This is a genomic window from Bacillus aerolatus, from assembly GCF_009183655.1.
In the GTDB taxonomy this organism is placed as follows: domain Bacteria; phylum Bacillota; class Bacilli; order Bacillales; family Domibacillaceae; genus Pseudobacillus; species Pseudobacillus aerolatus.
The window spans coordinates 292,624-311,811 of the sequence record NZ_WEIO01000005.1 but is presented as its reverse complement, the minus strand read 5'-3'; the positions used below and the strand labels follow the sequence as shown (position 1 = coordinate 311,811).

Here is a 19,188-nt window from a genome sequence, read left to right as displayed (position 1 = left end):
AAACCAATTTGGATCAAACATGCAGCCCAGCTGGCGACATTAGCTGCGGAGACAAAAGGGCCCCGTTCTAAAGAAGCGGCGTCTGAGCTTGGCTTGATTGAAGACGGCAGCTTGTGGATTGAAGATGGCGTGATTCAAGCCGTTGGTACGACGAAAGAAATTGAAAAGCGTTATGCTGATAAGGTGAAAGAGGCAGAAGTTGTCAATGCATCCGGCCATCTAGTTACTCCAGGATTAGTAGATCCTCATACGCATGTTGTCTTTGGCGGAAGCCGTGCACGTGAGTTCGAAATGCGTCTTGAAGGTGCAACGTACATGGAAATTATGAACGCAGGCGGCGGCATTCATGCGACTACCCGTATGACACGGACAGCAACCGAAGAAGAATTGATCGAACAAACAATGAACCGCCTTGATTCGCTTCTTGCTCATGGGGTGACGACAGTAGAAGGTAAAAGTGGGTACGGAATGAACTTGGAAACCGAGCTGAAACAGTTACGAGTGATGAAAACACTGCAAGAAAAACACGCCATTGATCTCGTTCCTACGTTTATGGGTGCACATGCCGTTCCACAAGATTTCAAAGGCCGCGAGGACGAATTTGTCGATCATGTCATTAATGACATGCTGCCAATCGTCGCTGAAGAAAAGTTGGCGGAGTTTAATGATGTATTTTGTGAAAAAGGTGTGTTTACACCTGAACAATCAGAACGGGTACTAGAAGCAGGGAAACGTTACGGATTGACCCCTAAAATTCACGCAGACGAAATTGAACCTTACGGCGGAGCCGAATTAGCTGCCAAAGTAGGAGCTATTTCAGCCGAGCATTTATTGAAAGCTTCCGACGAAGGCATTCAAGCGATGGCGAAAGCGGGAACGATTGCCTGCCTGCTTCCGGCAACAGCCCTGTATTTACGTGAAGCAGCAGCACAAGGAAGAAAGATGATTGATGCAGGCGTGCCTGTAGCCATTTCTACTGACTGCAACCCAGGATCATCGCCAACGACATCGATGCCGCTCGTTATGAACCTAGCTTGTATCTCTATGAGACTAACTCCGGCAGAAGCGTTAACCGCCGCGACATATAATGCGGCTTGTGCAGTCAACCGGCAGGATAAAGTAGGATCGTTGGAAGTCGGCAAGCAAGCAGATATTGTCTTGTGGGACGTGAAAAACTATCAAGAATTGCAATATTTATTTGGGGTTAACCATGTTAAATCAGTATGGAAAAAAGGTGTTCAGGTGGTGAACGTAGATGAGTCAAAAGTGGCTGCAAACGCCGGAGTGGTCTTGGAACGCGCCTAAAGAAGGACAAGATTATGTCCATCATTGGGTCCAGCCGCTGCATCAACTAAAAAATACGCCTGATCTCATCCTTTACGGAGCACCCATTTCGCGGTCTTCAATCAGTGTATCAGGAGCCTCCTTGTATCCGTCGGAATTCCGGCGGATCTGGAAAGGCTTTTCTACTTACAATTTAGATGAAGGGATCGACTTGACGGCACTGCGGGTGGCGGATGCAGGGGATGTAGCGATGCACACGACGGATATTCTTTTATCCCACCAGCGCATTCAAGAAGCAACCGCGCATCTTGCAGAAAGCTATCCAGAGACGATCACATGTATGATTGGCGGTGACCATTCTACGACTGCGTGTGCCGTTCGAGGGATTAAAGAGGTTTGTCCACAAGAAACAATTGGTATTTTACAACTCGATACGCATCTGGATGTGCGGGATCCAGCAGAGTTAGGACCGGCAAACGGAACACCGATCCGGCAGTTAATTGATGGCGATACCGTCAAAGGGGAACATGTCGTCAATATCGGACTGCACGGTTATTTTAATACGAAGACGCTTGTTGATTACGCGCACGAACATAACATACAAATGGTGACGTTAAAGCAAGCGCGCAAGCAGGGCCTTATTCACACTGTCCAGGAAGCGCTGGAGCAGCTGTCAGCAAAAGTGGATCGCGTGTATGTCACAGTCGATATGGATGTCCTTGACATTTCCGTTGCGCCGGGCGTACCAGCATCTACACCTGGAGGCATGACAGCGATTGAACTGTTTGATACATTACTGGAAATCGGCAAGCACCCGCTTGTCCGGCATATTGATTTTGTTTGCTTGGACCCGAGCAAAGACTCAGCGGTCGCTGAAACAGTGAAGACCGGGGTATATGCTTGGCTGCAATTTATCACTGGCCGCGTCTTGCAGTCTAGATAAAGCTCGATTTATTTGAATCTGAAGTTTTTGTAAATGAAAAACACTTTCTTATGAAAGAAAATAAGAAAGTGTTTATCGGTTCTGTTTTCGGAATATTGGGATTATTTTTATTTTAGCTTATTAATTAAAGTAAACAACTATAACATAAGAGGTGTAAAAAGTGACAACAGCTGTTCCGATAAAAAAGGATCAAGTTCAAACGCCAGATAAAAAGCAAAGCGAAAAGTCGAATTTATTAAGTTCCACCCAGTCAATCATCAAAGAGGCGCTTGATAAGTTAGGATATAACGACGATATGTACGAGTTATTAAAAGAACCGCTTAGAAACATGACCGTACGTATCCCGGTTCGAATGGATGATGCTTCTATTAAAGTGTTTACCGGCTTCCGTTCGCAGCACAACGACGCAGTCGGTCCTACGAAAGGCGGCGTCCGTTTCCACCCCGAGGTATATGAAGAAGAAGTGCAGGCGCTTGCTATTTGGATGAGCTTAAAGTGCGGCATTGCCGATCTTCCTTACGGCGGGGGGAAAGGCGGCGTGATTTGCGATCCAAGGAACATGTCTGTGGGCGAACTAGAAAGGCTGAGCCGCGGATACGTCCGTGCCATCAGCCAAATTGTCGGCCCTACGAAAGATATTCCGGCACCGGATGTATATACGGATGCTCAAATTATGGCCTGGATGATGGATGAATACAGCATCATTCGGGAATTCGATTCTCCTGGATTTATCACGGGCAAACCGCTTGTGTTGGGCGGATCACAAGGACGTGAAACGGCAACAGCGCGCGGCGTAACGATTTGTATTGAAGAAGCACTGAAGAAAAAAGGAATGGACCTGCAAGGGGCGCGCATCATCATTCAAGGCTTTGGAAATGCAGGGAGCTTCCTAGCTAAATTCGTACACGATGCAGGAGCGAAAGTGATTGGTATTTCGGATGCTTATGGTGCTCTTTATGATCCCAAAGGGCTTGATATTAATGATTTGCTTGAGCGCCGCGACAGCTTTGGTACGGTAACGACTTTATTTACAGATGTCATTACGAACAAAGAATTGCTCGAGAAAGAATGCGATATTCTTGTACCGGCGGCGATTGCAAACCAAATTACGGTAGAAAACGCTGACCGTATTCAAGCAGCGATTGTAGTAGAAGCAGCGAATGGGCCTACTACTCTTGAAGCAACAAAAATTTTGGATGAAAAAGGCGTCCTCCTTGTGCCGGATATATTGGCAAGTGCGGGGGGAGTCACCGTTTCTTACTTTGAATGGGTACAAAATAACCAAGGGTATTATTGGTCAGAAGAAGAGGTTGCGGAAAAACTGCAACAAGCAATGGTCGATTCTTTTGAAAAAATTTATGAAACAGCACAGACTCGTCAAGTGGACATGCGTTTAGCAGCTTATATGATCGGCATAAGAAAAACAGCTGAAGCTTCGCGATACCGGGGCTGGGCCTAATTCGTAAAACGATTGATAAAACAAAGGTTAGAAAAGAACCTATTAATTGGAGGAAACTTTTTGTGTGGGTAATCACCGTTCATTCCAAGAACAACGTGAAAATGTTTGAGTTTGATACTGAAGGAGAAGCAAAAAGGGCATTTGAAAAAATTCAAGGATATAAAATTCTTACCGAAATAGTTTACTTTGAACCAGTCATGGAACCTGTCATGGTTTAATAACCGGGGCTGCCCACAAATCAGTTATTCACTGATTTGTGGGACTGCTCTTTTTTTGTGCACTAGTAATTGAATTTATGCACGGCAATTCAGGATTTCTGCGCGGAAAACCCTGAAATATGCACGGCAAACAAACTTATGCACCGATCACCGGGCGTTGTGCACGAGATTAGGGCATTTCTGCACGCCCGCGCCCGGTTTGTGCACAAGAACAACCGAAATGTGCACGCCGCCTTCAGACTCACTACTTTCTTGATGGTCTAAATTTTTGTTATATTGTAAGCATTTTTTACGCTATTGAAAAAAACACCAATTTTTGACGAAAGATCGTGTATAAATAACTTAAGATAGCACGAAGCAATGAGGTTGAAATATAGACCACTAGAAAAAACGTCTATTTTATCCTTCTCTGAAGCTTTTATTTTTAACAAGAAGGGAGGCAAAGGTGGATGCTTTTATCAGAATTCATGTTCATCAAAAAAAGTATAAGTGAACACCGAGAAGACATGTATCGTTTAGCGAAAAGCAAAGGCCCAAATCATCCAGAAGTATTAAAAGCAAGTAAGCAGCTGGATGAACAAATCATTACGTTTCAGCAAATGTTAATGGCTTCACAAAGTAAAGGTAATAAAGACATCTCATGAATGAAGCAGCGGGGCTGCTATATTGAACACCTTTTATGTAGATTGTGTAACTAGTTCTTAACTTAATTGCAAGCGCTTACCAATTCATCATTACACTGACTGGAGAGCTGATTATGAATAAAGAAGCAATCGATTTAAGCAAATTGACGGAGGTTATTCAAGATGAGGTTGTTGAGTGGAGGCGATATTTGCATCGTCACCCGGAACTTTCTTTTCAAGAAGAAAAAACAGCGCAATTTGTATATGACACGTTGCAGTCATTTGGTCATTTAGAACTTACCCGCCCGACAAAAACAAGTGTGATGGCTCGTTTAATTGGCAGGGGTCCAGGCCGCGTATTAGCCATTCGGGCTGACATGGATGCGCTGCCTATTCAGGAAGAAAACGACTTTGAATTTGTGTCGCAAAATCCTGGAGTCATGCATGCTTGTGGGCACGACGGACATACCGCTATGCTCCTTGGCACAGCCAAAGTTTTGACACAATTAAAAGACCAAATCCAAGGTGAAGTTCGGTTTTTATTTCAGCATGCGGAAGAACTATATCCAGGCGGTGCGGAAGAAATGGTCCAAGCTGGTGTGCTGGACGGGGTGGATCAAGTGATTGGGACACACTTATGGTCTCCGCTTGAAGTAGGAAAGATTGGTATTATCTCCGGTCCTGCCATGGCATCCAGCGCTGAGTTTTGGATTGAAATACACGGAAAAGGAGGACATGCTGCGGCACCGCATGAAGCGATTGATAGTATTGCCATTGCTTCTCAAGTGGTTACTAGTCTTCAGAATATTGTTTCTCGCCATACAGACCCATTAGATACGCTCGTTTTATCCGTTACAAGATTTGTGGGGGGGTCTGCTAACAATATCATTCCTGATTCTGTAGAACTTAGTGGAACTGTTCGATGTTTTGACCCCCAATTGCAGGACCAAGTTCCTGTAATGATAGAGAATATCATCAAAGGAATTACAGGGGCTTATGGTGCAACGTATAATTTTGAATTTAAAAAGGTATATCGAGCTGTCAATAATGATCAAGAAGTGACACGGTATGTAGAGGAAACCGTACAAGACATTTTTGGAGAAGAAGCAGTGAATCGTATGCGGCCTGTCATGGGCGGGGAAGACTTTTCCGCTTACCAACAGAAAGTTCCCGGCAGTTTTATCTTTATCGGAGCCCGAAATGAGGAAAAAGGTATTGTTCACCCTCATCATCATCCGCGTTTTACAATTGATGAAAGCGCATTACCTATCGGGGTGAGACTGCTGACTGAATTTGCCTATAAGATGCTTAAATAGGCCTTTATGCAAATGGATGTGTTTTACATCTCTTGGGGTAGTTGTTGGTATGTCTATTTAGAGAGGGCAGCAACTTATCGTAAAACGATATAGGCGTATCTAAAGCTCTTCTTTAATAATATATTATCGAAAATAATGAAAGGGTTGACTAAACGTGGATATCTCTTTAAAGGAACGCTTGCTAAACACGCTGCCAAATTGCCATTCTTATGCTGGCTTAGATCCTGCTAAGTTGGCAGATCGTTTAGATGCATTAGCAGCGATCGGCCGAACAGAAGCTGGCGGCATCAGCCGTTTTGTATACACAAAAGAAGAGAAAGAAGCAAAAGAACTTTTTAAAAGTTGGCTGCAAGAAATCGGACTGGTTGTACGGGAAGATCCACTTGGAAATATTTTTGCGCGTTATGAAGGAACTGAGCCATCTCTCCCAGTTGTGATGACAGGATCTCATTTAGATACTGTACCAAACGGAGGGGCGTTTGATGGCGTATTAGGATGTGTTAGTTCGTTCATGGCTATAGAAGCTCTTGTGAAAGAAGGCAGAAAACCGAAACGTTCCATTGAACTTGTCGTATTTATCGATGAAGAGGGTACTCGCTTCCAAAATGGAATCTTTGGCAGTCGTGTCATGATGGGAGAAGTCTTATACGATGACCTGCTTTCCCTCCAAGACAAAGATGGAGTGAAGTTCGTACAAGCAGCGAGAGAAATCGGGCTGCAACCTGAAAACATTGAGGATGCCTATTATCCGAAAGAGGATATTTGTGCCTTTCTTGAACTCCATATTGAGCAAGGCAAACAACTTGAAATAAGCAATGACAATATTGGGGTTGTCAATGGTATCGCTGGAACCTCATGGCACACGTACACCTTTTATGGTGAAACGGATCATGCTGGAAATACCCCAATGAATCTCCGTAAAGACAGTGTTGCGGCTGCAGCGGAATTTATCGTTGAGGTAGAGAAAATTCCTCCAACCATTAGCGAAACAGCTGTAGCTACTGTCGGAAAAATAGATGTTCTGCCAAACGGAGCTAATGTGATTGCTGGTGAAGCAACTGTAACAGTCGATGCTAGAGATATTGATGAGGACCAACGGGACAGAATGATTGAACTCATCACAGAAACGGCAAAAACAATTGCTAAAAATAGAGAGTTAAAGATAAAGCATGAATCAGAATTCCGTATTCCCCCTGTTAAGGTACCAGAACCGATTCAACAAGCAGTAAGGGAATCAGCGGATTCATTACAGTTGTCACACCGCCCAATCCCAAGTGGCGCTGGGCATGATGCGATGGTTCTTGGTAAATACGTTCCAGCCGGGATGATTTTCGTACCTAGTGTGAATGGAAAAAGTCATAGTCCAGAAGAGTTCACAAATCTTAACGATTGTTTAGATGGGATCGCCGTATTAAAGGAAACACTTTTTAAACTATCGAATCAAAGCACCCTTGATAGTAAGTCTCCAAAAAGTGTGAAAGTAGAAAGCTAAAACTTTTGAAAAATCGGAGGGGAATGTATGAAGCCAGAACCACAATTACATATCGAAGCAGAAGAGGCACGCAAACCTAAAAAGAAATTTGAAATGCCTCATATTTATGTGATTTTGTTTATCATGATGGTGATAATGGCCGCTTTGACCTATCTTATTCCCGCGGGTCAATTTGACAGAGTGGACGCGCCTATCGAAGGCAGAACAGTTATCGAACCCGACACATTTACTAAAATTGAAGCTAATCCTGTAGGTCTTAAGTCGTTTATGACGGCAATTCCTAAAGGTCTCGTTCAGTCTGCAGATATTATCTTCTTTGTTTTTGCTGCCGGTGGAGCATTCACGGTCTTAATGAAAACAGGGATTATTGAAATTGGAGTAGATAAACTTGCGAGACGGTTTGCCAAAAACAGTATCTTGCTCGTTCCCATTTTAATGATCGTTTTTGGGCTTCTATCTACTTTTGCCGGTTTACCGGAATTAAGTTTAGTATATGTGCCTATTATCCTGCCCCTCATGTTAGCTGTAGGATATGATTCCTTAACAGCGGTCGCTATTGCATTAATTGCAACTTGTGCTGGATTTACCTCCTCTATCACGAACCCGATGGTAGGAATCTCACAATCTATAGCTGAACTGCCATTATTCTCTGGTGCTGGATATCGTACGATCATTTTTGTTGTGACCCTTGCTATTGGGACTTTCTTCGTAATGAGATACGCAAACAAAGTAAAAAAGAATCCGGAATTAAGCTTGATGTATAAAGAAGATACGGAAAAGAGAAAAAGTGCAAAAAAGAACCTAGGTGAACCATTAAAAGCCACGAGAAGACAAACGATCGCCTCTATCGCTGCAGCTGCATTTCTTGGACTTTTAGTGTATGGAGTGCTTAAACATGGGTGGTATATGATTGAAATAGCTGGAATATTTATTTCACTGGCTGTTGTAGTCGGGTTAATTGCGGGATTGAAGATTACAGAGGTGTGTGAGGAATTTAATGAAGGGTGTAAAGCGGTATTCCTGGGTGCTTTTATCATCGGTGTGTCCAGAGCGATCGTGATCATCATGGAAGAAGGACAAATTATGGATACCGTCGTTTATGGTTTAGCGCAAGTGTTGGGCTCTATGCCTGATTCTATAACGATTCTCGGTATGTATGTAGGAAACACGCTGTTAAACTTCCTGATTCCCTCTGGAAGTGGACAAGCATTAGTTACATTGCCTATTATGGCACCACTAGCTGACATTCTTGGTATTACTCGCCAAACAGCAGTAGTAGCGTTCCACCTTGGTGATGGCTTGAGTAATATTTTCTACCCTACAGTAGGATATTTTATGGCAACATTGGCTATTGCCGGTGTATCGTGGACGAAATGGGTTAGGTTTTTCTTCCCGCTAGGCATCGCTTGGGTATTGGTTTCTGCCATTCTCCTGCTTATTGCTCAAGCCATTGATTTAGGACCATTTTAAGAAAAAGGCTGCAAGTTTTTTAGAGGTCAAGGTTAGAGGTTAGATTAGAAAAAATCGGCGATTCAGCCGATTTTTTTATGTTATATCTCTATCTCTTAGTCTAATTTTTTGTTATATTGTGAATATTTTTTACCTTGATGATGAAACACCTTAGTTTTTTGCAAAAGATCGTGTATAAATGATTTAGAGGTTCACAAAAACATTTTAATAACAAATAAAAAATAGTTTTAACGCCCTTGTAAACGGTATAAACCGTCGGTGCATCAAAATGGACAGAAGGAGGATTTACAATGTCAGAAAATTTATGGCGCAACAATGTTAGAAAGTTAGATCCTTATATTCCCGGTCAAGCGGCTGAGGAAGCTAAACAACAAGAAAAGTTAACGGAAGTCGTTCGGCTTGCCACTAATGAAAACCAGTTAGGTCCTTCGCCGAAAGCGATAGAGGCGATGACTAAAGCACTTCAAGAGGTGCACTTTTACCCTGATCTGACGTCCTTGGAACTTCGCACTAAGCTGGGAGAGCTGCACGGAATCGATCCTGAAAACTATGTCGTCGCGAATGGGGCAGACAATATTATTAACTTGGTCATCGCTTCCTACATCAATCCAGGAGATGAAGTCGTTTATTGTACGCCAACATTTTCGGAATACCATAAAAACACTTTGCTAATGGGAGGAGTGCCTGTCGAGCTTCCGACTACAAAAGATCACAAATTTGACCTGGAAGCTATTCTTGGGGCGATCACTGAGAAGACAAAGATCGTCATCGTATGCAACCCGAATAACCCAACAGGTACCATCGTAGGCGAAGAAGAACTTCGAGCGTTTTTCAAACGTTTGCCGAAACACGTTGTGGCTGTACTGGATGAAGCTTATGGAGAGTTTATCAGCGTCGAAAATTACGCTACAGGCGTAGAGTATATAAAAGAAGGCTTGCCTGTCATTACGATTCGGACGTTCTCAAAGCTGTATGGTTTAGCTGGAATGCGGGTGGGATATGCCATGGCGACTGAAGAGCTTATACAGCCTCTGCAAAGAGTGCGTGAACCATTCGCGTGTAACCGAGTAGCTCATGCAGGCGCGTTAGGTGCTCTCGAAGATACGGAACACAAAAATAAAACGCTTACTGAAAATAAACGTGAAATGAAAAAGTTAATCAAGGAATTCCGTGCTCTCGGTTATGAAGTAGAAGAATCACATACGAACTTCCTGTTTGTTGACATGAAACAAGATACTTCAAAAATAGCGGGAGAGTTAGCAGCTAAAGGCTTAATCACTCGTCCATGCGCGGCATGGGGTTATCCTACGTATGCACGTATCAGCATCGGAACAGCGGAGCAAAATGACAAGCTCGTTAAAGCACTGCAGGAAATAAGCGCTAAAACGCCGCATCACATCTAAAAAGGGGGAAAATACATTGAAAAATGGCAAGCATTTAGTTTGGATTCTTGATGATGAATGGGTAGATCATAGTATAGAAAAAGCAATCTATGAACAAAACGGTTTTGAAGTGAAAGTTACACGCTCCGAGGCATTCGAAGAAGATCTTCCTCATTATGCTCCTTATGCAGACGCTGTCGTAGCCCAAGTAGGATTTCAATGTACAGCGGAGCTAATCGATAAGCTGGATTCGTGCCGGATCATTTCCGCTTCGGCAGTGGGATTTAACCATATCGATGTAGAAGCAGCAACGCGCAAAGGCATACTCGTATCCCATGTACCAGAATACTGCTCCGAAGAGGTTTCTGATCATGCGATCACACATATACTTACGCTGGCTCGTCGTTTCCCTGCCTACAACGAACAAGTAAAACGAGGCGAGTGGGATCCGATGGATACGCTTCCTATTAAGCGTTTTTGCAACCATACAGTTGGGCTGCTCGGATTTGGACGAATCGCCCGTAAAGCGGCCCAAAAGCTTAAAGGATTTGGGGTTCGTCTCATCGCCCATGACCCTAGTGTTTCCGAAGAAGTTTTTGATGAGTATTCAGTGGAAGCGGTGTCATTTAACGAATTGTTGAGCCAATCGACTATTTTGAGCCTGCATGTGCCGCTCAAGCCAGATACGAAAAATATCATTAGTTACGATCAGCTTAAAATGATGCCTCAAGGCGCTTTTATCGTCAATACGAGCAGAGGGGGCGTCATTAATGAGGAGGATTTATATAAAGCGATTAATGAAGGGCATATTGCGGGCGCCGGTCTCGATGTTTTATTGAACGAACCGCCGCATTCGGACGATCCTTTGCTTAACACAGATAAAGTGTTTGTTACTCCTCATTCTGCCTATATTTCGGAAGAAGCGATTGTCGAGCTGAAAACGAAGACGAGCCAAAATGCGATCGATGGTGTTGCCGGCAAGCCAGTAGCTAACACGTTGAACCCGCAAGTGTTAAACGAAATAAAATTATAAAACAAGGTTGTTCGTTTAAAGAGGGTCAGACTCCCTCTTTATCACCACCTAAGACCCGATACACAATAAGAAAAAGGAGTGACACATTATGTTGCTGAATAAAGAGAAAATCCTTGTTGGCCATTTGCCGCTAACTTTAGAGGATGTCGTGCTTGTTGCTCGTAATAAACATAAAGTTGACATTGCTGAAGAACAAAAAGAGAAAGTGAACCGCAGCAGAGAGTATGTAGAGAAGCTGTTGGCAGAAAAGAAAGTAGTCTATGGATTGACGACTGGATTTGGGAAATTTAGTGATACGTATATTCCTAATGAACAAGCGAAAGACCTTCAAATCAATCTTATTCGCAGCCATGCTTGTGGAGTTGGTGAGCCATTACCTGAAGATGTGGCCAGAGCGATTATTTTACTAAGGGTCAATGCCCTTCTTTATGGACATTCTGGCATTCGCCTCAAAGTCGTAGAAACGATGGTTGAGATGCTCAATAAAGGTGTGACGCCGGTCATTCCTGAACAAGGGTCTCTCGGGGCAAGCGGTGATCTCGCTCCACTTTCTCACCTCGCTTTAGTACTCATGGGCGAAGGGGAAGCGTATTTTGATGGCGAAAGAATGGACGGCGGAAAAGCAATGAGTCTGGCAGGAGTCGCTCCTGTGTCTTTAGAAGCGAAAGAAGGCTTGGCACTTATTAACGGTACACAAGTCATGACAGCTGTAGGGGCCTTAGCTTGCTGGGATGCGTTAAACCTTGCCAACTGGGTGGATTACACGGCTGCTTTAACGACTGACGTGCTTCGAGGCGTAAGGCAGGCATTTGAACCGGAAACACATCGCATTCGTCCTCATGCCGGCCAGCAGTTAGTTGCTGAAAATATTACGAAGCTTACAAGAGGAAGCCAGCTCATGACTAATCAAGGTGAAGTGAGAGTACAAGATGCGTATTCCTTACGCTGCGTGCCTCAAGTTCATGGGGCTTCAAGAGACGCACTTCAGCATATTCATGATAAATTGATTGTTGAAATGAATTCGGTAACGGATAATCCGCTGATCTTTGTTGACGAAGATAAAGTGATTTCAGGAGGGAATTTCCACGGGCAGCCGATGGCCATCGCTATGGATTATCTTTCCATTGCCGTTGCGGAACTGGCGAATATTTCTGAGCGCAGAATTGAAAGACTCGTTAATCCGCAGTTGAATGACCAGCTCCCTGACTTTTTAACGAAAGAGGGAGGCATGAATTCTGGACTGATGATTGCCCAGTATTCTGCAGCATCCCTTGTTTCAGAAAATAAATCGCTTGCACATCCAGCAAGTGTAGATTCCATTCCGAGTTCGGCTAACCAGGAAGATCATGTGAGCATGGGAACGATTGCTGCACGGAAGGCAGCAAAAATTATTCAGAATGCTTATCAAGTTGTTGCGATCGAGTTGTTTAGCGGCGCGCGTGCGGCCGAGTATAAGGGGCCTGCAAACTTAGGCATAGGCACAAAATGGGCTTACTCTTTCTGCCGTCAACACGTTCCACACAAGGAAGAGGATCATGTCATGTACAAGTACTTTAAACTGCTTGTGGACGAAATGAAAGATGTTGAGGTTGTCAAAGAATTACAAGAGCAGCTGAGCGTGTAAGAAAGCAGTTTCCAAAAAAGCGCGGGTAGTTACTAGTTAAGAGTCCGCGTGTAAAAAAATAACACGTGTAAATATTTGTCTTTGCTAAAGAGTGAAAGTAACTTCAAGACAAAAAAGTATACGACATCATGAATGACACAATCTATTCAATTCCAGAGCAATCAGTTTAATCAATATCTATAGACTAGCAAGGTAAAAGCAAGACCGAATAAAAAAGCTACCATTCCACTTTGAGATTGGTAGCTTTTCGTGATTAATATGTAAAAAATAAAACAACGTTAAATGACGACTTATATAATAGAAGAAACTCGTCTTTGGCATATTGACAATCGGAGTGTTAGAGTTGCTCTCCGACCTGATTTTAAAAGCAGCCATATGAAAAATGTTCCCACGGCTTACGGTAGAAGAAAATATTAAGTTTGGATAAAAAAAATAGAATGACTGCCGCACAACGCAAAGAAATTGTTTATAATTATATCTAATTAGCTAGATTAAACAGAACAAAAAAGTACACCTTATCACAAGAAAAGGTACTTATTTAAGAAATATGTTAATTGTATAATTAGAGTATTCGAAATATTCAAATGTAACCGAGGTTGAAATTATCTTTATGAAAGTGTGTGATTACTGTGGGCAATCTCTTACTCCTGGCAACACATGATATAAATGTCATTAATCTCGTTCATCAAATAAATAATGATTTCAAATTTGGCTTTACGGTAGAAGTATGGGACAACAAGTCTCTTCTGAAAGAAGACTTGGCGGTAAAAGAAAATATTGCAGCCGTCCTGCTGGATCTCGATGAGATGACAAAAGTGGCTCAAGATGTGATTTGTGATCAACTAACGAAGAAAAAGTTTACTTTGCCTTTAGTTGTGATGAAAAGCCTTTACAATGACCATGAAATGAGAACGCTTTTCAAAAATGGTGTGTTTGATTGTTTAGGTAAGCCGTTAGATCAGGAAGCTGTTTATCAGTTGTTGCAAGAACTGAAAAAGGAAGCGCAGCACTCCATACAAATACGCCAACAAAAGAAGGACGATCCGCTGCAGATCATGTCGTCTTTACGGTTAAGTCTTATTTACAATTTATTATATGGAAATATCCAGAATTCAAAAGATATTTGGGACCAATGTCAATTAATTGGATTATCTTCTGTCCCTAACACAGCCATGACTGTTCAGATCGATGAATTTTTTTCTTTAAACAAAAATAAAAGCAAACAATTGCAGGACACTATTCGCAATGAAATTATTACGATTGCCCGTATATTCCTTAAGAAAAGGCTGGATGAGATCTTAGCGATGGGAACAGGTGCAGATAAGTTTGCTATTTTGTTCTCGCTCCCTTCTCAAAGCAGTAAAGAAGAGTATAAACAACTCTCAAAAAGCTTAGCCGATGAAGCAAAAGCTTATATTAAAGAAAATACGGGTTATAGCGTGACGATCGGCATCGGGAATCATTATGAAGATGTAAGGGATTTATACGTTTCTTACCAAGAGGCATTATACGCGCAAAAGTATAAGTTTTTTGGAGGAAAGGATATTGTTATTCATATCGATGACGTAGAGCCGTTCACCAATGAAGTTTCCCTATTACGAAACCAGGACGTTGCGACACTGGCAAGTAAATTGATGGTTGCTGACATGGCGGCTGTGAAGGAAAATATGACAAATTTATTTGATCAGTTGTTTTCAAAGCAAAAGGTTGATCCGGAAGTGTTAAAATTACAAATTTCAGAAATATCGACTACGCTTGCCCGGGCGGCTATCAAGGGAGGAGCAAATCTGAAAGAAGTTCACTCGATACTTCTGGAATACACAACCGATTTAAATACGATTGAAAACCTAGCGGAAATGCAGCAGTGGCTGGAGAATATGATCAACCGCTTTACTGATCTCGTCTTTAATAATAAAAATGAGTATAGCCTTAAATCCATCCAAAAGGCAATGGATTATATTGAAAAAAATTATTTAGAGCAAATTACACTGGAAAAGGTCGCTAATTATGTCCATCTCAGTCCGACTTACTTCAGCCGTCTTTTCAAAAGCGCGACAGGAACTAATTTTGTTGAATATATTACGTACTTGCGAATAGAAAAAGCGAAAGCATTGCTTATGGACTTGAATTATACCGTTTACCAAATAGCACTCGAAGTCGGTTACAGTAATTCTCATTATTTTAGTCGTGTATTCAAAACAATAGTAGGCAAAACTCCTAGTGATTACCGTAACACTATATTGGGTCCCACTGAAGTGTCTGGAGAAAGAGCTTTGAATTAAATTTAGCTGCTTTATTTGAAAACGCATACAACGATTTTAGTGATGAACTATTAGGAGGAGATGGAGTGAGAAAGGGAAGGCCTCTGGTCTGGATTTTGGACGATGAATGGAATGATCATCAGTTAGAAAAAAAAATGTATCGACAACAGGGCTTTGAGGTCAAGATAACAAGGTCCAATACGCTAGAAAGAGATATTCCTCTATATGCCCCTTATGCGGATGGCGTAGTAGCGCAAGTGGGGTTTCCGTGCGGGAAGGATATCATTGAGCAGCTGCACTCATGCAAGGTTATATCTGTGCCTGGAGCTGGCTATAACCATGTAGATGTGGAAGCAGCTGTTCAAAAAGGGATTACCGTTTCGAATGTACCGGATTATTGTTTGGAAGAAGTTTCTGACCATACGATTGCTCTCATGCTTGCCGTCACCCGCCGCTTATCTTCCTATAGACACAAAGTTAGAGAAGGAAAGTGGGATCCTCTTGATACGAGACCGATCCACCGTTTTAGTGAAAGAACAGTAGGATTGCTTGGCTTTGGGCGTATCGCGCGAATGGTTGCTACAAAGCTGAAGCCATTCGGCGTCCGTCTCTTAGCTTATGACGATCGTGTGTTTGACGAAGTGCTCGATTTATACGGAGTGACACCTGTATCACTAATTGAACTCGTACAGCTATCTAATGTTCTGAGTCTGCATGTGCCGCTTACACCGGAAACGAATAATCTCCTCGATTATGAACGACTCAAATTAATGCCTAAAGGATCATTTATTATTAACACATGCCGCGGTGGTGTAATAAATGAGGATGATTTACAAAAGCTGATAGAAGAAGGACATATAGCCGGAGCGGGGCTTGATGTATTAGAAAAGGAACCTCCTGAACGGGATCATCCATTGTTGATGATGGATGAAGTAATTGTTACACCGCATGCTTCATACGTATCGGAAGAATCACTAATTGAACTACGGGAAAGGACGTGCCAGGCTGTCATTGATGGGATTGGGGGACAACCTCTGCCTTATAGTTTGAAACAGCCAACGGTAAATGTCTAATTAATTCATAAGATGGTTTTGAAATGATAGAGGCCGCAGATTTTTATTTGACACCGAACCCCGGATCATGGACGTTACAAAAAGTCTTTTATCGGGGTTTTTTTGTCCGTTTTCATGCAAAAACAAGCCATGTGTTCAGGTTAAAAAAGACCCATATATAACCAGTTAAAAAAGTATTGTATTTCATAAAAATGAGTACTTACTGAAGGCTCGACTATAAGTTAATATTATAAAGATTTAAAATATTTTAATTATTGTGAAGGGGGATCGGTATGACGACTAAAAACCATTTTATCTGAATTCACTACAAAGAAAGATCGACTAAAGGTTTTAGTCAACGGGGATGTTGCGAATTTTTATTAACATCATTAAAGAGGGGGAAAGATAATTAATGACTGCTGTTGTTGTTTCTGTGTTACTCATGATGGTATTAAGTATGCTGCGGGTGAACGTAGTATTAAGTATTTTGATAGCGGCGATAACCGCGGGTGTAATTACTGGGCAGTCTGTTTTAGAGTCAACGAGCATGCTCATATCAGGAATGGGCGGACAAGCTGAAACTGCTTTAAGTATTGTTTTGTTGGGGATCTTTGCGGTCACGATTAAATATTCCGGTATTACCGCAATATTAGTAAATAAGCTATTAAAATTCATGAAAGGCAAACGGGGAGCTATTCTGTTAACGATTGCAGGGATATCTTGTTTTTCCCAAAACTTAGTCCCTGTACACATTGCCTTTATCCCGATTCTCATTCCTCCATTACTCCACTTGTTCGACAGTATGAAAATAGACCGTCGTGGAGTAGCAACAGCGCTGACATTCGGCTTGAAAGCTCCGTACCTCGTTATTCCCGCAGGCTATGGACTTATGTATCACCAAATTATAGCGACTGAGATGAAAACAAATGGAATGAACATTGCGGTAAGCACCATTCCCTTGGGTATGCTCCTTCCAGGACTAGGAATGGTTGTAGGGTTATTAATAGCTGTCTTTGTCACTTATCGTAAAGAAAAAGATGTAACAACAACAGAAGGATTAGAACAATCTCTTGCATCAGCGGAAATTTCAGCTGCGTCAGAAAATATTCCTTTTAACAAACAACATGTAATCACATTGATTGCTATTCTTTTAGCACTTGTGATTCAAGTTGTCACTCATTCTCTTGCTTTGGGAGCGCTTGCAGGTATTATAGTTATGTTTTTAGGGCGGGTTGTTCCTTTCCTTAAAGGCGATGAAATCATCGACGATGGGATGAAAATGATGGGGGCCATTGCCTTTGTTATGCTGATTGCCGCTGGGTATGCAACTATTTTAAAAGAAACTGGATCCATCAATGAAATGGTTGCGCTTACAAATGGTTTTATCGGTGATAGTAAACTATTTGCAGCTTTCGTCATTCTTATGATTGGCCTAGTGATAACAATGGGGATTGGTTCTTCCTTTGGAACTGTGCCTATTTTAGCAGCAGTATATGTTCCTTTATGCCTTTCAATCGGCTTCTCTCCATTAGCAACAGCAGCACTGATTGGAACAGCCAGCGCGTTAGGAGACGCTGGATCGCCTGCTTCAGATAGCACGATCGGTCCAACGATGGGATTAAATGCTGACGGCAAACATAACCACATTTGGGATACATGTGTGCCTACCTTTATGCACTACAATATTCCACTGTTTATATTTGGTATGATTGCTGCGATTGTTCTTTAATGATGAGCTCGTTTATAAACAAGAATAGTTGTTAAACAGACTTAGATAGTAGAGAGCTTTTCTATCCTCACAGAAATGTAAGGGTGGAAAAGCTTTCGCTATTGTATAGAATAGTAGGAAGAATGTTGTTTGGGGCTGCAAATAATAAAAGGATGTGTTTATATGGATATCAATAAAATTCAAATGCAACGAATAAAAATGCCGTTAAAGGCACCGTTTATCACTAGTTTTGGAGAAATAAAAGAAAAAGACATTATCATTGTTAGGGTTTTTAGTGAGGACCAAGTTGGTATTGCAGAAAGTGTGGCACTGCCGTTCCCGATTGCTAATGAAGAAACAACGGATACAGTCTGGTACATGCTTGAAACGTTTTTAATTCCTCAGCTTCTTAACAGCGAGATACACGACCCAAAGGACGTTTCGAAAATGTTTTCTTACATACGCAGGAATCCAATGGCAAAAGCAGCACTTGAAATGGCTGTATGGGATTTATATAGCAAACAAAATGGAAAAACGCTTGCTGCGGCATTAGGCGGCAGCCGCAAGGAAATTGAAGTAGGTGTTAGTATTGGAATAGAAGACAGCATAGAGAGTTTGCTGAAGAAAGTGGAGGGTTTTTTAGAAGAAGGTTATAAAAAGATAAAAGTAAAAATTAAGCCAGGGTGGGATATTAAACCTTTAACGGCCATTCGGAAAAGTTTCGGGGACCGGATCCCGCTGATGGCTGATGCCAACTCTGCTTATACTCTCGATGACAAAGAGCTTTTAAAAGAATTGGATATGTTTCATTTAATCATGATTGAACAGCCATTAGCCTATGACGACATTATTGATCATGCAAAACTTCAAGCAGAGATGAACACACCTATTTGTTTAGATGAAAGCATACATTCTGCAGAAGATGCCAGAAAAGCTATCGAAATTAATGCGTGCAAAATTATCAATATTAAGACCGGAAGAGTTGGCGGTTTAACGGAAGCAAAAAAAATTCATGACCTTTGTGAGGAAAAACAAATTCCAGTATGGTGCGGCGGGATGCTCGAAGCAGGGATCGGCAGGGCTCACAACATAGCGATCGCTTCATTAAGCAACTTTACTATTCCCGGGGATACTTCCGCCTCTAGCCGCTATTTTGACGAAGATATCATTCTTCCGGAGGTTACCTTAGCAAAACCGGGCATAATCGAAGTACCGGAAAAGCCGGGTATCGGTTTTGAAGTGAACAATGGTCTAATCAATCATCTTACAGTGAATGAAAAAGTGTTTGAAAAGAAAAGTCAACGTTCATATAACTAGGGAAAC

At 42.1% G+C, this 19,188-nt stretch carries 15 protein-coding genes; all 15 read left to right on the top strand.

The features are described from left to right. The coding region (gene hutI, locus F9802_RS11050; RefSeq protein WP_152151878.1) for an imidazolonepropionase at positions 1-1,305 on the top strand (1,305 nt) is incomplete at its 5' end. Next, complete coding sequence (locus F9802_RS11045) at positions 1,256-2,227, top strand: agmatinase family protein (RefSeq protein ID WP_152151876.1); 972 nt, start codon at positions 1,256-1,258, stop codon at positions 2,225-2,227. The genes hutI and F9802_RS11045, both read left to right, overlap by 50 nt. A gap of 178 nt (positions 2,228-2,405) precedes the next feature. Next, a complete protein-coding gene (locus F9802_RS11040; RefSeq protein WP_152151907.1) occupies positions 2,406-3,686 on the top strand; it encodes a Glu/Leu/Phe/Val family dehydrogenase in 1,281 nt (426 codons plus the stop codon). A gap of 62 nt (positions 3,687-3,748) precedes the next feature. Next, on the top strand, positions 3,749-3,904 hold the full coding sequence (locus tag F9802_RS19660; protein WP_191991881.1) for a hypothetical protein: 156 nt from the start codon (positions 3,749-3,751) through the stop codon (positions 3,902-3,904). A gap of 449 nt (positions 3,905-4,353) precedes the next feature. Next, entirely contained in the window at positions 4,354-4,548 is a 195-nt protein-coding gene (locus tag F9802_RS11035; RefSeq protein ID WP_152151873.1) for an aspartyl-phosphate phosphatase Spo0E family protein, read from the top strand. A gap of 113 nt (positions 4,549-4,661) precedes the next feature. Beyond that, positions 4,662-5,843 carry a M20 family metallopeptidase gene (locus F9802_RS11030; RefSeq protein ID WP_152151871.1) on the top strand — a complete coding sequence of 394 codons (1,182 nt, stop codon included), beginning with the start codon at positions 4,662-4,664 and terminating at the stop codon, positions 5,841-5,843. Between the two features lie 154 nt (positions 5,844-5,997). Next, positions 5,998-7,335 carry a Zn-dependent hydrolase gene (locus tag F9802_RS11025; protein WP_152151869.1) on the top strand — a complete coding sequence of 446 codons (1,338 nt, stop codon included), beginning with the start codon at positions 5,998-6,000 and terminating at the stop codon, positions 7,333-7,335. Between the two features lie 27 nt (positions 7,336-7,362). Then, positions 7,363-8,805 carry a YfcC family protein gene (locus tag F9802_RS11020; protein ID WP_152151866.1) on the top strand — a complete coding sequence of 481 codons (1,443 nt, stop codon included), beginning with the start codon at positions 7,363-7,365 and terminating at the stop codon, positions 8,803-8,805. A 290-nt stretch (positions 8,806-9,095) separates the two neighbouring features. Further along, positions 9,096-10,208 (top strand): histidinol-phosphate transaminase, encoded by a 1,113-nt coding sequence (hisC, locus tag F9802_RS11015; protein WP_152151864.1) that lies wholly within the window; start codon positions 9,096-9,098, stop codon positions 10,206-10,208. Positions 10,209-10,224: 16 nt separating this feature from the next. After that, a complete protein-coding gene (locus tag F9802_RS11010; protein ID WP_191991879.1) occupies positions 10,225-11,220 on the top strand; it encodes a C-terminal binding protein in 996 nt (331 codons plus the stop codon). A gap of 88 nt (positions 11,221-11,308) precedes the next feature. Next, the gene (hutH, locus tag F9802_RS11005) at positions 11,309-12,844 is read left to right on the top strand and encodes a histidine ammonia-lyase (RefSeq protein ID WP_152151860.1); all 1,536 of its coding nucleotides are present in this window, start codon (positions 11,309-11,311) and stop codon (positions 12,842-12,844) included. Between the two features lie 629 nt (positions 12,845-13,473). After that, complete coding sequence (locus F9802_RS11000) at positions 13,474-15,126, top strand: helix-turn-helix domain-containing protein (RefSeq protein WP_152151858.1); 1,653 nt, start codon at positions 13,474-13,476, stop codon at positions 15,124-15,126. A 65-nt stretch (positions 15,127-15,191) separates the two neighbouring features. Continuing rightward, positions 15,192-16,178, top strand: coding sequence for a C-terminal binding protein (locus F9802_RS10995; RefSeq protein ID WP_152151856.1), 987 nt, complete (start codon positions 15,192-15,194; stop codon positions 16,176-16,178). Between the two features lie 391 nt (positions 16,179-16,569). After that, positions 16,570-17,886 (top strand): Na+/H+ antiporter family protein, encoded by a 1,317-nt coding sequence (locus F9802_RS10990; RefSeq protein WP_152151854.1) that lies wholly within the window; start codon positions 16,570-16,572, stop codon positions 17,884-17,886. A gap of 162 nt (positions 17,887-18,048) precedes the next feature. Continuing rightward, positions 18,049-19,182 carry an o-succinylbenzoate synthase gene (menC, locus tag F9802_RS10985; protein WP_152151852.1) on the top strand — a complete coding sequence of 378 codons (1,134 nt, stop codon included), beginning with the start codon at positions 18,049-18,051 and terminating at the stop codon, positions 19,180-19,182. Positions 19,183-19,188 lie beyond the last annotated feature (6 nt).

What these genes read in the sequence shown, in the direction of transcription:
- F9802_RS11035 (WP_152151873.1), top strand. Translation starts at nt 4,354, where the DNA reads ATGCTTTTATCAGAATTCATGTTCATCAAAAAAAGTATAAGTGAACAC.
- F9802_RS11020 (WP_152151866.1), top strand. Translation starts at nt 7,363, where the DNA reads ATGAAGCCAGAACCACAATTACATATCGAAGCAGAAGAGGCACGCAAA.
- hisC (WP_152151864.1), top strand. Translation starts at nt 9,096, where the DNA reads ATGTCAGAAAATTTATGGCGCAACAATGTTAGAAAGTTAGATCCTTAT.
- F9802_RS11045 (WP_152151876.1), top strand. Translation starts at nt 1,256, where the DNA reads ATGAGTCAAAAGTGGCTGCAAACGCCGGAGTGGTCTTGGAACGCGCCT.
- F9802_RS11030 (WP_152151871.1), top strand. Translation starts at nt 4,662, where the DNA reads ATGAATAAAGAAGCAATCGATTTAAGCAAATTGACGGAGGTTATTCAA.
- menC (WP_152151852.1), top strand. Translation starts at nt 18,049, where the DNA reads ATGGATATCAATAAAATTCAAATGCAACGAATAAAAATGCCGTTAAAG.
- hutH (WP_152151860.1), top strand. Translation starts at nt 11,309, where the DNA reads ATGTTGCTGAATAAAGAGAAAATCCTTGTTGGCCATTTGCCGCTAACT.
- F9802_RS10990 (WP_152151854.1), top strand. Translation starts at nt 16,570, where the DNA reads ATGACTGCTGTTGTTGTTTCTGTGTTACTCATGATGGTATTAAGTATG.